This window comes from Micromonospora sp. CNZ303, assembly GCF_004345505.1.
On record NZ_SLVT01000032.1, the window covers coordinates 13,202 to 28,774 of the forward strand.

The following is a 15,573-nucleotide window of genomic DNA, read 5'->3' on the forward strand; positions in this document are numbered from 1 at the left end:
GCCCCTCCGCCTCGCCTTCGGTCGGTCACGGTTCCTCCTGGTAGAGATCGAGTTCGGCGGCGAGGGCGTCGCGCTCGCGCAGGCGGCGGCCGGCCCCCTTCGAGCTGGCGATGGTCAGGGTGGCGAGCAGGTGCAGGGCGAGCACCACGGAGGTGGGGGAGTTCGCGTAGGAGGCGCTGTCGGTGCCGATGACGATGCGGACGGCGGCGGTCTCGGCCAGCGGCGCGTCCTCGGCGTCGGTGACGAGGACCAGTTGGCCGCCGTGGCGGACGTAGGCGGAGGCGACGTCGATGGTCTCGCGTCGGTAGCGCGCCATGCAGACGGCCACGAGCAGGTCGCCCTGGCGGATGTCGCTGAGCACGTCGAGGGGCCGCAGTGCCGCGCCGTCGACGAGGTGGACGCCGGAGAGCCCGGCGCTGAGGTCGGCGGCGAGCAGGGACGCGAAGCCGAGCGACTTGCCGTGGCCGAGCAGGTACCGCCGGCGGGCCGACACGATGAGCGCCGCGGCCCGCTCGATGGCGTCCTGCTCGGCGGCCCAGGCCAGCGCCTTGCCGAACTCGGTGCGTTGCTGCTCCAGGACCCGCTGCTTGAGCACCTGCGCGGACCTGCGCTGCACGTTGCGGTCGAAGCGCTCCGAGGGGGTCGATCTCTTCGTGGTCATGCCTCAATCCTGTGCGAACAGGTAGCTGACGCGGCCGGGGGTGTCCGCCCGTCGCGCGACGCCGACGAGCCGCCCGCCCGCGGCGAACCGGCCGGCCAGCTCCAGGCGCAGCCGCGCCCGGTCGTCGGGCCCCCGTGCGGCGGTACGGTCGTCGGCGGGCGAGTCGACGGCCGCGTGCCCGTGCCCCGGCGGCCAGGTGCTGCCCCCGGGACGGTCGAGGTCCCACCGGACCAGGACCCGGTCGCTGTCGCCGTCGTCGTAGAAGTCGGGCAGGAAGCGGATCCCGACGGCGCCCAGCACGTTCAGGTTGAAGTGGACGTTGCGCAGCGCGTACGGGTCGAAGGTCCACCGCATCGTGCGCACGCCCGCGCGTCGTGCGGTCTCGGCCTGGGCGTGCTTGAGCAGGCGGCCGACGCCGCGCCCCTGCGCCCGCGCGTCGACGACGGCCGCCTGGGAGTAGTGGTAGAGCTCGCCGCGCTCGACGCCGGTGAAGCCGTAGCAGAAGCCGACGAGGGAGCCGTCCTCGTCGAACGCGCCGACCGCGGTCCCCGCGTTCTCGCGCAGCGCGGCCAGGAGGCGGGGGCTGACGGCGTGCTCGGGGCCCTCGTAACCGAAGACGCTCCGGTAGAGCGCCGACGCCGCCGTCCACTCGGCGAGCCCGGCGAGGTCACGCGCCACGATCCCTTGCGTGTCAGCGGTCATCAGCCACTCCCTAGCAATGATAGCGATCGTATGTTGTCCATGCTGCCGTTGATCGCGCCCGTTGACAAGGTGTCCCGGCCAAACATATGGTCCGCATATGTCGTCCCCGGAATCCAGTGCCGCGCTCGACGCGCTGCACCGCTACACGCTGCACGAGTCGCCGACCGGTGACCGGCGGGCGCTGGCCGCGCTGGCCGACGTGCTCGACGCCGACGCCGCCCGCGCCGGCTTCGACACCGCCCGGGTGCCGCACCCGAGCGGCGACCATCTGGTCTGGACCCTCCCGGCGCGAGGGGTCCCGGGCGACCCGGTGCTGCTGCTGACCCACTACGACACCGTCTGGCCGGTCGGCACGCTGTCCGGCATGCCGTGGTCCGTCGAGGGGGACGTCGTCCGCGGCCCGGGCGTCTACGACACCAAGGCCGGGATCGTCGCCCTGCTCGCGGCGGCGGCACGCGTCGAGCGGCAGGGCGCCCCGCACCCCGAGATCAGGGTCCTCGTCGTCGCCGACGAGGAGATCGGCTCGCCCACCGCCACCGGGTTGGTCCGGGCCGAGGCGGCCCGGGCCCGCGCGGTGCTCGGCCTGGAACCGCCGCACCCCGGCGGCGACCTCAAGACCGGCCGGCGCGGCAGCACCCGGGTCCGCATCGAGGTCACCGGGGTCGAGGCGCACGCCGCGCTCGACCCGGACGCCGGCGTCAACGCCATCGACGAACTCGTCGACCAGCTCGTGCGGCTCCGCGCACTCGTGCAGGGCCGGCCGGTCCTGCTCAACACCGGCACCATCGCCGGCGGGGGGCGGACCAACGTGGTGGCCGGCGCGGCCCACGTCGAGCTGGGACTGCGTTTCACCGACCCGGACGACGAGGACGCCGTCCTCGCCGGCCTGCGGTCGCTGCGTCCGGTACGCGACCGCGCCCGGCTCGACGCCCGACTGCTCTCGCACCGGCCGACCTGGCGGCCGGACGAGGCGGGGGCGCGCCTGCTCGACCGGATCGTGGGCGTCGCCGCCGGCCTCGGTCAACGCCTCGCCGGTCGACCGGCGGACGGCGCCGCCGACACCAACACGACGGGTGCGCTCGGCCGCCCCACCGTCGACGGGCTCGCCCCGCCCGGTGGTGGCGCACACGCCCGGCAGGAGTGGGTCTCGGCGGCCGGCATCGATGCGCGTAGCGACCTGCTGGCAGCGCTGTTCACCGGCCTCCACAGCGAGGCCGCGTCCCATGGGAACGGCGCCTGACCCGGGCGGGCGCCCCGGCAGCCGGGACGGCTGGCGCGACCCGACCCGCCGTGCGCAGGTCAGCGCGGTCCGGCGTACCGCGTGGCGCGACCTGGCACGCCGCGCGGCGGATCGGCGACCCGGCGTACCGCGTCGCGGGTCAGCGTGATCCGGCGCGCCGGGTGCGGATCAGCGCGACCAGGCCCACGGCGATCAGCACCAGTCCGAGCGCTCCGGCGGCCACGAGGTAGGTCCCCACGGCGCCGGCGCGGCCGGTCCCGTCGCCGGCGGCGCGGGCCGTCGGCCCGGGCGTGGTGGGCGGCGCGGGGGACCCGACGGCCGCCGGCAGCGAGTAGCGCCGGACCACGGGCATCGTCCCCGGCGGCTGGTCGGCGGTCTCGGACACGGTGAGCAGGGAGCGCCCGTCGCGGCTGTAGGTGACCGACTCGCCCTGCGGTTCGTCCGGCAGCGCGACGATCCGTGGCGTCCCGCCGGTCAAGGCGGTGACCACGTCGCCGTCGGTCACGTCGAACTCGTACGCGTCCGCGTAGGTGCGCAGGACGATCCGGCGCCCGTCCGGTGCGGTGGCGGCGCCGGTGACCGCCGTGCGACCGAGCGCCCCGAACGGGTTGCTCGTCGTGGAGGCCGGCAGCCGGACCTGTCCCACCTTCACCAGCGGTGTCGTCGCACCCGGGCGCGGGGCCGCGCTCGGGGCGTACAGGTTGGCCGAGTACTTGGAGACGACCACCGGGCGGTCGTCGCCGGTCACGAGCAGGGCCTCCGCGTCGTGCGGGCCGTCCGGATAGGCCATGCGGTACAGGACCGGCCGGTCGGCCCCCGGCGGCAGCTTCCACACCGCGATCGTCTGCCGGGACCGGTCGTTGTCCCCGATGTCGGCCACCCAGACCGTGCCGTCGGCCCCGAGGGCGAGGTCCTCGGTGTCGCGCGGCCGGGACGGATAGGACACGGTCCGCACGACGGCGCACCGGTCGTCCAGGAAGAAGATGCGGCGGCGGGCCTCGTCGTCCGCGCCGTCGTTGATCATGACGAAGCCGCCGTCCGTCGCGGCCATGCCGGAGATCTCGCTCAGTCGGCCACCACGCACCTCGCACACCGGCGTACCGGGGGCCGCAGCGGGTGTCGGGTCGGCCACGGCCGCACCGGGGGCCGTCGCGACGGCGAGGACGACGACCGTCCCCGCCGCGACCCGCAGCCTCCGGGTCCGGTTGCCTCGTCGCCTCACCAGTAGTCCCTTCAGTGCCGGTCCGCCCCGTGCGACGGACCGGCGCGGTTCGCGGACCGGCGGTCCACCCCTGCCGGCCCGGGCGCCCCGCCGGGCGCCGTGACCGGCTGTCGTCCGCCCGGCTCCGGTGCGTCGCCGGCCCCGGCGTGGGCGGCGTCCGGGCGCGTGACCAGGGGATGAGTGTATGACCCGGTGGCGCGGCCCCGGTCACGGCCCGCCGCCGTCACCTCGACCGGAACCGATGGCGCCGCCGTCTGCCCGCCCCCGCCCGGACGGGGCGGCGCCGGACCGGCACCGGCGGCGTACGCTGCCGCGATGACCGCACCGGCCCGCATCCTCGTCTACGGGGTGTACGGCGCCGGCAAGTCCACCCTGGCGGCGCGGCTGGCCGAGCTGCTCGGGTCACCGTGGCACCCGGTCGACGACCTGCTGTGGCAGCCGGGCTGGGTGGAGGTGCCGGTCGCGGAGCAGCGCAGCCGGATCGAGGCGGTCTGCCGCCGCGACCGCTGGATCCTCGACGGGGCGTACCACGGGTGGCGCGACGTGGTGCTGGCGCGCGCCGACCTGGTCGTCGGCCTGGACTACCCACGCTGGCTCTCCTTCTGGCGGCTGCTGCGGCGTACCGTCCGCCGGCTGGTCAGCGGCGAGGAGATCTGCAACGGCAACCGCGAGTCGCTGCGCAGCGTGCTGTCCCGGGAATCGATCCTGGTGTGGCACGTCACCGCGTTCGGCCGGGCCCGCCGGCGGATGCGCGCCTGGCAGGCCGATCCGGCCGGGCCACCGGTGCTGCTGTTCCGCTCCCCGGCGGAGCTGGACCGTTGGTTGGCCGGCCTGACCTGGCACTGAGGACGCTCCGCCAGCCCGTGCCGGCCGGACCCACGCGGGCACGGACGCCGCGATCCGCCGCACGACGGCGACGCGGACGGCCGGTAGCGCGCCCGGCCCGACCTCCCCCGACGATGTACAACTGACGCATACAACCGGTACCGTGACCGTCGCGATGTGTGGCCAACCCGGCGAGTCGGCCTATCGTCGACCGACGCCCGTGCGCGGGATCGGACAGTGCAGGGCGGGTGTCGGGCCTCCGGGGAGGGCAGGTGTCGGTCTCTCGGCCGATCGCGCAGCGGCAGAACGACGAGCCGTCCCTCACGTTGCTCCGGGCCATCGCGGTGGTCCACCGCAGCACCCAGCGGGCGCACGGACTGAGCCTCCTGCTCTCCGCGCTGGTCGCCGCCCTGGGCCTGATGACCGTGCCGTTCCCGGCCTCCGCCGCGCCGGTGACGCTCGTCGGCGCGGCATGGGCGGTGCTCTACGCGACGGTGATCGTCCCGTGGGCGGGGCGGCACCTGCGGACGAGCGCCATCCTCCAGGAGATGTTCGACGTCAGGCTGTTCGGCCTGCCGTGGAACCAGGTGGCGGTCGGTGACCGGTTGTCCGAGGACGAAGTGAGTCGGCTGAGCCGCCGGTTCCGTGGCAGCGAGGAACGGCTGCGCGACTACTATCTCGTCGCGGCGCTTCCCGTACCTCACGACGTCCTGTTCTGTCTGGAGCAGAACCTTGCCTGGGGTTCGCGCGTGCGGCGGCGGTTCGCCCACCTGACGATCGCCCTGGTGGTGCTCTGGTGCGCGGTCGGCGTCGTGCTGGCCATCGCCGAAGGCAGCACCGTCGTCCAGTTGATCAGCGGCTGGCTGATCCCGTCGCTGGGCCTGTTGCTGCTGTGCGTCGACACCTACCGGGCACAGATGTCGAACACCGACGAGCGCACCCGCGTCCTCGGCCTGCTGCGGGCGGTCACCGCGGACCCGGGCTCGCCGGCGGCGTCCGGGACGGGGCTCGTCGGGCTCGCCCGGCAGATCCAGGACGTGCTGTTCCACATCCGCCGGCAACAACCACGGATGCCGTCCTGGTTCTTCTGGCGGTTCCACGACAGCGACCTGGCGGACTTCCGCTTCAAGATGAGAGAGCTTGAGGCCAGCGTCAGCCCTGGCGACCGGCAGCCCAGCACCCACTAGGAGCAGGGACCACCGTCTGAGGGGGACCGACCGCCTCGTGCACAGGACAACGCCGCAAGCCGGCTGACGCGCTGCCAGAGGCCGTCTTCCACGCAGGAAACCACGACCTGCGGGTGCAGACAGAGATCATCATCCGGCGAGACACCACCGACGCCCGTCACCGAGCGGACCGGTGGCCCCGGTGAGGCGCATGGACGGACACCATTGCCTCGGTCTCGATGATCACCTAGGTTTCACACGATCGCACCCAGCCGCACCGAGCACCTCCCCGGCTCTGGCCAGGTGGCGAGACAGCGCCGATCGCGCCGCTGAAGTGACTTAGGAGCTCACCGTGGCACAGCACCCCTCCCGAAGAACGTTCCCCTCCCGCCGGCGAACACCGGCCCGTCTGGTCGCGGCGGTGGCGGCGAGCACCATGCTGCTCGCCGCGGCCCCCGTGTCCGCTGCCGCGGCGCCCTCCAGCGCGCCGCTGCCGGCCACCCGGCAGGCACCCGAGGGGCCGCCCCGCCCGGCGTCCGGCCTGCCGCAGCCCAAGAGCGGGCTCTGGCTGGTGCAGTTGGACAAGCCGTCGTTGATGGCCGCCACCCGGGGCACCGGGGCGCGCGCCGGCAGGACCGACGCCCGGTCCGCGGCCAGCACCCCCTACGCCAGGGAACTGGCGCAGCGGCAGGAAACCGTGGTGGACGAGATGGAGGCCGTCCTGGGGCGCTCCGTGCGGGTCGCCCACACCTACCGGAACGTGGTCAACGGACTGGCGGTGGCGCTCAGCGCGGACGAGGCGGCGCAGCTGTCCGGCCTGCCGGGGGTCAGGGCGGTCGTGCCCGACGAGATCCTGGAGCTGACGACCGACACCAGCAACGCGCTGATCCAGTCGCCCGCGGTGTGGGAGGGCCGGACGGCGGAGAACGTCGGGACCCGTGGCGAGGGCGCCATCGTCGGGATCCTGGACTCCGGCATCAACCCCGACCACCCGTCGTTCGCGGCCGTGGACGGTGACGGCTACCGGCACACCAACCCGTACGGCGCGGGCAGGTACGTCGGCGTCTGTGCCCCGAGCCACCCCCAGCACAAGGCGATCTGCAACGACAAGCTGATCGGCGCCTGGTCGATGGTCGGCACCGACGCCCGGGACGACAACGGCCACGGCAGCCACACCGCCTCGACCGCCGCCGGCAACCGGCACGAGGCGACCATGACCGTCGGCACGAGCACGCACAAGCTCACCGTCTCCGGGGTCGCGCCGCGGGCCAACGTCATCTCCTACAAGGTCTGCATGGCGCTCGGCTGCCTCTCCTCGGCGACGATCGCGGCGGTGGACCAGGCGATCGCCGACGGCGTGGACGTCCTCAACTACTCGATCTCCGGTCGCGACGACCCCTGGAAGGACCTCGTCGACCAGGCGTTCCTGGAGGCGTACTCGGCCGGCATCTTCGTCGCCGCCTCCGCCGGCAACAGCGGCCCGGGCCCCAGCACCGTCGCGAAGACCGCGCCCTGGAACATGTCCGTCGCCGCGGTCAGCCACGAGCGGGTCATCGCGCACCGGCTCGACGTGACCGGCCCGACGCCCGTCCCGGCCGCGCTCACCGGCATCGCCGCCGTGATCGGGGAAGGCTCGCCGAACCCGCCCATCGAGGGTCCGATCCGGTACTCCGGCACCGTCGACGCGGACAACGTGCAGGCCTGCCTTCCGTTTCCGGCCGCGGCCTTCAGCGGCAGGGTCGCCCTGCTGCCCCGGGGCGGCTGCGACTTCTCCGTGAAGGTCAAGAACGCCACCGCCGCCGGCGCGACCGGCGTGGTCGTGCACAACCAGTACAGCGGCCCGCCGATCACGATGGGCGCGCTCGCCGGGACCACCATCCCGGCCGTGATGGTCTCCCTCGCCGACGGGCAGCGGCTGCGCGAGCACGCGGCGGCCACCGACGGCCCCGTCACCGTGCGCGTCGACCCCGGCAGCGAGGTGCTGCGCGACGGCGACTGGACCGACGTCGTGGCCGACTTCAGCTCGCGCGGACCGAGCAAGTTCGACATGCTCGCGCCCACCGTGGCCGCCCCGGGCCGCAACATCCTCGCCGCCACCATGGCGACGAAGGACAACCCGGCCCCGTACGCCTTCATGCAGGGCACGTCGATGTCCTCGCCGCACGTCGCCGGTGCCGGCGCGCTGCTGGCGGCGCTGCACCCCGACTGGTCGCCGACGCGGATCCGCTCCGCGCTGGCGGTCACCGCGGACCGCGACGGGGTCGTCAAGGAGGACGGCCGCACGCCGGCCGACGCGTTCGACATGGGCTCCGGCCGGATCAACCTGGCCCAGGCCGCCCGGACCGGCATCGTGCTCGACGAGACCGCCGCGAACTTCGTCGCGGCCAACCCCGACGCCGGTGGCGACCCGCAGACGCTGAACCTGCCGGCCGTGGTCGAGCACCACTGCCTCAAGGTCTGCACCTTCACCCGGACGGTGTCCAGCGTGGCCAAGGTGGCCGCGACCTACCAGGCGACGCCGCAGGCCCCGGCCGGCGCGCGGATCACGGTCGCGCCGACGCAGTTCACCCTGGCGCCCGGCGCCAGCCAGGAGCTGACCATCACCCTGGACGTCACCGGGACCCCCCGCAAGAACTGGCTCTTCGGCGCGATCGACCTGACCACCGACGCCCGGCACGCGCCGGACGGGCAGCCGATCGCCCAGGCGCACTTCCCGGTCGCCGTCCTTCCCGCGGCCCCGGACCTGACCGTGGACAAGACCGCGCTCAGCTCCAGCATGGACGTGGCCCAGAACGAGACCCACACGGTCAAGGTGGGCAACGCCGGCGGCGCCGAACTCACCTGGCGGGCGACCGGCGACGGCGACGACTGCGACTGGCCGACCTGGGTGAAGGTGACGCCGGCGCAGGGCACGCTGGGTGCGTTCAAGAGCCAGGACATCCAGATCACGCTCGACTCGACCGGCCTGGACGACGGCGGCGTGTTCACGGCGAACCTGTGCCTGGCCAGCAACGACCAGGACCAGCCGACGACGACGATCGCGCTGGAACTGACGGTGGTTCCGGTACCGAAGATCGAGGTGGCGCCCAAGTCGATCTCCGCGCGGCAGCCGGCCGGGCTGGTCACCAGCCAGAAGTTCGCGGTACGCAACGCCGGGCACGGCGTGCTGGACTGGCGGCTGGACGACCCGGACGCCGGCCCGGACGACGAGCGGATCCGGCTCCTGCGTGACGGTGTCCTGCTGATCCCGAACTCGGGCAGCGCCACCCGTGGGGTGATGGCGTTCGACCCGCAGACCGGCAAGCAGATCGACCCGCAGTTCATCCCGCACTTCAAGTTCGACCCGACCAGCAACCTCTACACGCCGTTCCAGGTCATCGCCAAGCCGGACGGCAGCGGCTTCCTCATGTCCGACCAGGTCAACTCGGTGATCACCGAACACGCCCTGGACGGCAGCTTCCGGCGCATCTTCGCACCGGCCGGCGGCGTGGACGATCCGAAGATCATGACCAACACCCGAGGTATCGCGATCTCGCCGCGCGGCACCGTGCTGGTGACGGTCGCGTCCCAGAGCAACGCCAACTCGGTGGTCGAGTTCGACGCCGACGGCAAGTACCTGGGCACGTTCGTCGCGCCGGGGACCGACGGGCTGAAGGGACCGTGGGGCATCCTGTTCCGCGGCGACGACATGCTGGTCTCGGGCAGCGACAGCGACGCCATCCACAGCTTCAAGAAGGACGGCTCCGCCGCCAACGCCCGCTTCTTCGAGGGGCTGAGCTGGCCCGGTCAGCTCGCGGAGATGCCGAACGGCAACGTGCTGGCGGCGAGCTGGGGCAGCGGCTCCGCCCCCGGGGTCTGGGAGATGGACCGCGACGGCAAACTGATCGGCGTCTACACGCCTCCCGGTGGCAGCGGTTACCAGGGCGTCCACCCGCTCGGTAACGGCAACATCCTGACCACCAGCTCCAAGGGGGTCCACGAGATCGACCGCTCCGGCCGCCTGGTCGAGGTCGAGAACGACAAGGGCGCGGCCCGGTTCATCACCCACGTCCGGCTGCCCGACCTGCAGCCGTGCGTGACGCCCGACGAGGTGCCGTGGCTGACGGCGTCGCGGACGTCGGCCGGCACCGGCGCCGGCAGGTCCACCGAGGTGACGCTCTCGATGGACAGCACCGGCCTGGCCGCCGGTACGTACCGGGCGCAGCTCTGCGTCACCAGCGACGATCCGTCGAACCGGCTGTCGACGCTGTCCGTGACGCTCGAGGTGACCGACCGGACCTGCGCCCAGGTCGTCAGCGGTGAGCGTCGGGGTCCGCTGCCGGTCAACGGTGGGGTGACCTGCCTCGCGCCGGGTGCCACGGTGTCCGGGCCGGTCAACGTCGCGAAGGGCGCGGGTCTGATCGCGCTCGGCGCCAGCGTCAGCGGCCCGGTGACCGCCACCGGGGCCACGGTGGTGGAGCTGACGGGCAGCACGGTCGACGGCCCGCTGTCGGTCACCGGCGTCACCGGTTCGGTGCTGATCAGCGGGACGCGGGTGACCGGTCCGGTCAGCGTGGTCGACAGCCGCACCGGCGGCACGCCGGTCGTGGTGTCGGGCAACCGGATCGACGGGCCGCTGCGGTGCGTCGGCAACCAGCCGCCACCGGTGGACAACGGGGTGGCCAACACGGTCAGCGGCCCGACGTCCGGCCAGTGCCGCGGGTGGTGAGCGGACCGTCCCAGCCGGCCCGTCGGTGACGTGGCCAGGCCCGCCGGTGCGGTCGCCGTCGCGACCGCACCGGCGGGCCGCCGTCCTCGGCGGGGCCCCTCCCGCCGGAAGCGCCGTGGGCCTGACGCGTGGCCGGCCCCGCCGTACGCCCGGGTGCGGGAGATCCCGCGCGGTGAGTACCCGGGCTCACGTCCCGCGGCCCCGGCTCCGCGAGGCTGTACGGCATGACCTCGTCGACACCCGCCGCCCGGTCCCGGTACGCCCTCGTGCTCCTGACGGTGGTCTGGGTGGCGGCGTGCCTGGCGTTGCTGTGGTGGTTGTTCACCATCGGCATGCAGGGGTGGGCCGACCACCACTCGAACGGTGGCGGGCGGTCGGCGGAGTTCGGGCGCCGCTCCGCCCAGGCGCTGCTGTGCCTGGCGGCGACGGCGGTGGGCGGGCCGGCCGTCATCGCGCTGGTGGCGTTCGGCTGCCGGTACCGCCGCACCGGGCTGGTCTACCTGCTCCTGGCCGTCGTGGCCGCGGCGGCGCTGGCGCCGGCGGTCGCGGATGCCGCGCGCACCCTCCGGCCGCCGGCCGCGCCGCTCCCGGCGCCGACGACCTGCCAGGAGCACAGCGGCGGTGACAGCCGCTGCCCGGGCGGCTGAGCGACCCGGTGGTGCCGTCGCCCGTGGCCCGGCGCGGTGGCGCAGCGGACGGTCGACAGATTTATCCGTGGCTATGTATCGTCACAGGCTCGACCGGCGTACCGACCCCGCAGGGAGCACGCGATGGACCACCTCGACCCACCCGCGTGCTGCGGCGACGGACCGGCGGTCGCCGGTGTCGACCGCCGCGCGGTGCTGCTCGGCGCCGCCCTCGGCGCGGGCGCCCTGGCCGGGCTGGCCGTGCCGGGCCGCGCGTACGCCGCCCCCGCCATTTACCACCCCTTCTCCGGGTATCCCGTCACCGGCACCTGGCAGGACCACCTGAACCGGGGTTCGCTCGGCGGCGTCGACTTCGGCATGCCGGTCGGCACCCGCCTGCCCGCCTGCGGCGCCGGCACCGTCCAGAACATCCCGTACAACGGCACGGGTGGGCACACCGTCACCATCCACCACGCGGACGGGTACCGCAGCCAGTACATGCACCTGTCGCAGTTCCTGCTCGGCAACGGCGCGGTCGTCGCCAGCGGCGCCGTCGTCGGCCTCTCCGGCGGCGCCGCCGGAGCGCCGGGCTCGGGCTCGTCCACCGGGCCGCACGTGCACTGGCACATGATCAACCCAGCGGGCGTACGCATCGATCCGCTGGCCTACATCGGGCAGAACCCGGTACCCGGGCGACTGCCCAAGACCTCCACCGAGCAGGACGGCGTCCCCGGCGTCATCTTCCACCAGCGCATGCAGAACTGGCTGCGGCTCACCGCCGGATACACCGGACCGATCGACGGCGCGCCCGGGCCGAACACCTACGCCGCCCTCCAGCGGGCCATGCGGGCCTACGGCTACACCGGGCCGATCGACGGTCAGCCCGGCCCGAACACCTGGCGTGCCGTGCAGCGCCTCGCCTCGGGCCATGGCTACACCGGCCCGATCGACGGGGTCATGGGGCCCAACTCGTGGCGCGGCTTCGCCCGCTTCCTCAACCAGGACAGGTGGGACTGACCGCGCCAGCCCCGCCGCGCTCGCCGGACGGGCGGCGGTGCGGCGCGGACCGGACGCGACAAGGGCCGTCCTCCCGGTGCTGCGGGGGACGGCCCTTGTCGGCGGACGAGCGCGTCAGGCGACCGGGGCGGGGAACCTCTCCCACACCCGGTGGGCGGCCATCAGCTGCTGCACGGCGGTGAGGACCTCGGCGCCGGAGCCGCCCGTGACGACGCCGGGCGTGCCGGCGACCCCCGCCTGCCGCAGCACGTCGACCCCGGCGCCCCACGCGCCGATCGCCTTGGCGTGCCGCCAGCACTCGTCGACCATCAGCAGCACCCGCGGATCCACGGCGGCGGAGTCCGCCGCGCCCGCCTTGGCGTCGCGCGACGGCGACGCGTCCGGGGCGGGTGCGGGCGCCCCGGCCAGCAGGAGCACGTCGAACTCGACCGAGCGGCCGGTGGCGAAGGTCCGCTGCACGGGCAGGTCGCCCACGAGGCCCCCGTGCGGGGCGACGAGGAGCGGCACCATGCCGGCGGCGAGGACCGCCCGGCGCACCTCGTCGACGTCGTCGAGCCCGGCGGCGGGGTCGACGACGATGCCCACGGTGCGGCCATCAGCCGGCCACTGCCTGCCCACCTGCGACAGCGCGGGGCTGGGCGCGGGGTCGACGAGCGGCACGGTCGGCTCCGGCGCGGGAAGACCCAGCCCGGTGGCGACCTCCGCGCACAGCACCGGGTCGATGTTGGCGAGGCACTGGAGCTGGCGCTCCCGGATCGCCTGGTGGTAGCACTTGCCCAGCTCGAAGGTGTAGGCGCGGACGATGTGCTCCTTCTCGACCGGCGACATGCTCAGCCAGAACAGGCGGACCTGGCTGTAGTGGTCGTCGAACGAGACCGGGTTGGCGCGTACCTTGGGTGCCTCCGTCACCTGCACCGGCACGTCGACGAACGCGCCGTCGGCGTCCCCGGCAGGGAAGGGGTTGCCGCCGTCGAGCGAGTTCGGCCGGTACGGCGCGACCCCGGCGTGGACGGCCTGCTGGTGGAAGCCGTCGCGCAGCATGTCGTTGACCGGGGCGTGCGGGCGGTTGATCGGGATCTGCGAGAAGTTCGGCCCGCCCAGCCGGGTGAGCTGCGTGTCGACGTACGAGAAGAGCCGGCCCTGCAACAGCGGGTCGTTCGTGACGTCGATGCCCGGCGGCAGGTGGCCGACGTGGAAGGCGACCTGCTCGGTCTCGGCGAAGAAGTTCGTCGGCGTCCGGTTGAGCGTCAGCTTCCCGACCGGCTGCACCGGCGCCAGCTCCTCCGGCACGATCTTTGTCGGATCGAGCAGGTCGATCCCGGCGAAGGTCTCCTCGGGAGTGTCGGGGAAGACCTGGAGGCCCAGCTCCCACTCGGGGAAGGCGCCGGCCTCGATGGCGTCGTAGAGGTCCCGGCGGTGGAAGTCCGGGTCCACGCCGCCGAGCAGCTGCGCCTCCTCCCAGGTCAGGGAGTGCACGCCCAGCTTGGGCTTCCAGTGGAACTTGGCCAGCGCCGTCTCGCCGGCAGCGTTGACGAGCCGGAACGTGTGGACGCCGAAGCCCTCCATCATCCGGTACGAGCGCGGGATGCCCCGGTCGGACATGTTCCACATGGTGTGGTGCTGCGCCTCGGTGTGCAGGGAGACGAAGTCCCAGAAGGTGTCGTGCGCGCTCTGCGCCTGCGGGATCTCCCGGTCGGGGTGCGGCTTGCCGGCGTGGATGATGTCGGGGAACTTGATGGCGTCCTGGATGAAGAAGACCGGCATGTTGTTGGCGACCAGGTCGAAGGTGCCCTCGTCGGTGTAGAACTTGGTGGCGAAGCCGCGGGTGTCGCGGACCGTGTCGGCCGAGCCGCGTGAACCGAGGACGGTGGAGAACCGCACGAAGACGTTGGTCGACCTGCCCTTCGCCAGGAAACCGGCCTTCGTCACACCCTCGGCCATGCCATAGGCCTCGAAAACGCCGTGCGCGCCGGCCCCACGCGCGTGCACGACGCGCTCGGGAATGCGCTCGTGGTCGAAGTGGGTGATCTTCTCGCGCAGGTGGTGGTCCTGGAGCAGGACCGGACCGCGCGGCCCGGCCTTCAGCGAGTGGTCCGTGTCACGCAGCCGCGCCCCCTGCGACGTCGTGAGGAAGGCGCCCTGCTGACCGTTCGCCGTCGTCGGCGCGCCGGTCGCCGCGCCGGTCGGCGTACGGGTCTCCGGGGCGCCCTGTTCCTCCTTGGGCGGCAGCGGGTCGTGTGGCGTCGTCGGCTCCTCGACGGTCGGCGGGGCGCTACCCGGCGCGCCGGGCACGTCCGGGGTCAGCGCGTCGGCCACCTTCCCGGCTGCGGCCTCCACCACGTCCTTGACCGCCTTGGCTGGCTTACTGGCATCCATCTGGCGAGTTCCTCCACGAGAACGGTGTTGAGCAGGCGTCCTGGCCCGTACCCTGAGCCGGGCGGCGGAAACGGGGACACGCCGGCGGCCCGCCGTCTCGCGTATCGTCCGCCCGTGAGCGACGGACTCCTCGACGACTTCGTGCGGGCGGACCGCGACCGTGCCCTGGGCACGTACGGCATCCACGTCCACCGCGAGGGCCACCCGCCCGTGGCACACCGCTTCCGCTCCGACGACCGGGTGAACCTGTACTCCGTCGCCAAGACGTTCACGTCCGTGGCCGTGGGGCTGGCCGAGGCGGAGAAGCGGCTGAGCCTCGACGACCGCCTCCTGGACCACCTGCCCGAGCTGCGGCCGATCGCCGCCGACGGGCTCGGTGCCGTCACGCTCCGTCAGTTGCTGACGATGACCAGCGGCACCAGCCACCGCTGGTTCGCCGACGAGCGGATCAACGCCGCCGACCTGCTCCACGAGATCGTCGCCGCGCCGCTCGCCGCCGCGCCCGGGACCCGCTTCGCGTACACGGGTTCGGGTCCGTACGCCCTCGGCCGGGTGGTCGCCCGGGTCACCGGGGCCGACCTGCGCTCGTTCCTGCTGCCGCGCCTGTTCGCGCCGCTGGACCTGCACAACCCCGCCTGGCACACGTGTCCGCTGGGCCACCCGCTCGCGGAGAGCGACCTCTTCCTGCGTACGGAGGAACTCGCGCGGTTCGGCCAGCTGCTGTTGCAGGAGGGCCGGTGGGACGGCCGGCAGGTGCTGCCCGCGCGGTACGTGCGGCGGATGACGGGGGATTGGGTCGACACGAGCGCCGTGGCGTACGGCGAGCCCTACATTCACGGATACGGGCTCGGCGTGTGGCTCGACCGGGCCGACACGTACCGGTTGGACGGCCGCTACGGCCAGTACGTGGTGGTCAGCCCCGCCCGCCGGGCCGCCGTCACGGTGACCGCGCACGCGGAGCGCGACGAGGAGCTGCTCACTGCGATCCACGAGCTCGTCGTCGCGCGGTGCTGACGCGCCGGTGCCGTCC

11 protein-coding genes are annotated in these 15,573 nt (G+C 73.6%); 7 read left to right on the plus strand and 4 right to left on the minus strand.

Features of this window, described 5'->3' with window-relative positions; all coding sequences use genetic code 11:
• Positions 1–25: 25 nt before the first annotated feature.
• Complete coding sequence (locus EV374_RS31010) at positions 26–661, minus strand: MurR/RpiR family transcriptional regulator (RefSeq protein WP_132240718.1); 636 nt, start codon at positions 659–661, stop codon at positions 26–28.
• 3 nt (positions 662–664) lie between these two features.
• Entirely contained in the window at positions 665–1,363 is a 699-nt protein-coding gene (locus EV374_RS31015; protein ID WP_132240719.1) for a GNAT family N-acetyltransferase, read from the minus strand.
• A 97-nt stretch (positions 1,364–1,460) separates the two neighbouring features.
• On the opposite strand from EV374_RS31015, the gene EV374_RS31020 reads away from it, so the two are divergent.
• Positions 1,461–2,603: a M20/M25/M40 family metallo-hydrolase gene (locus EV374_RS31020; protein WP_132240720.1), complete on the plus strand. Its 1,143-nt coding sequence runs from the start codon at positions 1,461–1,463 to the stop codon at positions 2,601–2,603.
• Between the two features lie 139 nt (positions 2,604–2,742).
• Here EV374_RS31020 and EV374_RS31025 read toward each other — a convergent pair whose 3' ends face one another.
• A complete protein-coding gene (locus tag EV374_RS31025) occupies positions 2,743–3,825 on the minus strand; it encodes an SdiA-regulated/phytase-like domain-containing protein (protein WP_486486052.1) in 1,083 nt (360 codons plus the stop codon).
• 315 nt (positions 3,826–4,140) lie between these two features.
• On the opposite strand from EV374_RS31025, the gene EV374_RS31030 reads away from it, so the two are divergent.
• The 5 genes from EV374_RS31030 (at position 4,141) to EV374_RS31050 (ending at position 12,167) form a co-directional block, all read left to right on the plus strand.
• Positions 4,141–4,671, plus strand: coding sequence for a GTPase domain-containing protein (locus EV374_RS31030; protein WP_132240721.1), 531 nt, complete (start codon positions 4,141–4,143; stop codon positions 4,669–4,671).
• A gap of 251 nt (positions 4,672–4,922) precedes the next feature.
• A complete protein-coding gene (locus tag EV374_RS31035) occupies positions 4,923–5,837 on the plus strand; it encodes an S-4TM family putative pore-forming effector (RefSeq protein ID WP_132240722.1) in 915 nt (304 codons plus the stop codon).
• Between the two features lie 331 nt (positions 5,838–6,168).
• A complete protein-coding gene (locus tag EV374_RS31040; protein WP_132240723.1) occupies positions 6,169–10,524 on the plus strand; it encodes a S8 family serine peptidase in 4,356 nt (1,451 codons plus the stop codon).
• A gap of 224 nt (positions 10,525–10,748) precedes the next feature.
• Entirely contained in the window at positions 10,749–11,171 is a 423-nt protein-coding gene (locus EV374_RS31045; protein ID WP_132240724.1) for a DUF6234 family protein, read from the plus strand.
• A gap of 123 nt (positions 11,172–11,294) precedes the next feature.
• Positions 11,295–12,167: a peptidoglycan DD-metalloendopeptidase family protein gene (locus EV374_RS31050; protein ID WP_132240725.1), complete on the plus strand. Its 873-nt coding sequence runs from the start codon at positions 11,295–11,297 to the stop codon at positions 12,165–12,167.
• Positions 12,168–12,281: 114 nt separating this feature from the next.
• On the opposite strand, the gene EV374_RS31055 is transcribed toward EV374_RS31050, so the two are convergent.
• A complete protein-coding gene (locus EV374_RS31055; protein ID WP_132240726.1) occupies positions 12,282–14,543 on the minus strand; it encodes a catalase in 2,262 nt (753 codons plus the stop codon).
• Between the two features lie 114 nt (positions 14,544–14,657).
• Here EV374_RS31055 and EV374_RS31060 point away from each other — a divergent pair, with 114 nt between their 5' ends.
• On the plus strand, positions 14,658–15,557 hold the full coding sequence (locus EV374_RS31060; RefSeq protein ID WP_132240727.1) for a serine hydrolase domain-containing protein: 900 nt from the start codon (positions 14,658–14,660) through the stop codon (positions 15,555–15,557).
• Positions 15,558–15,573: the final 16 nt, after the last annotated feature.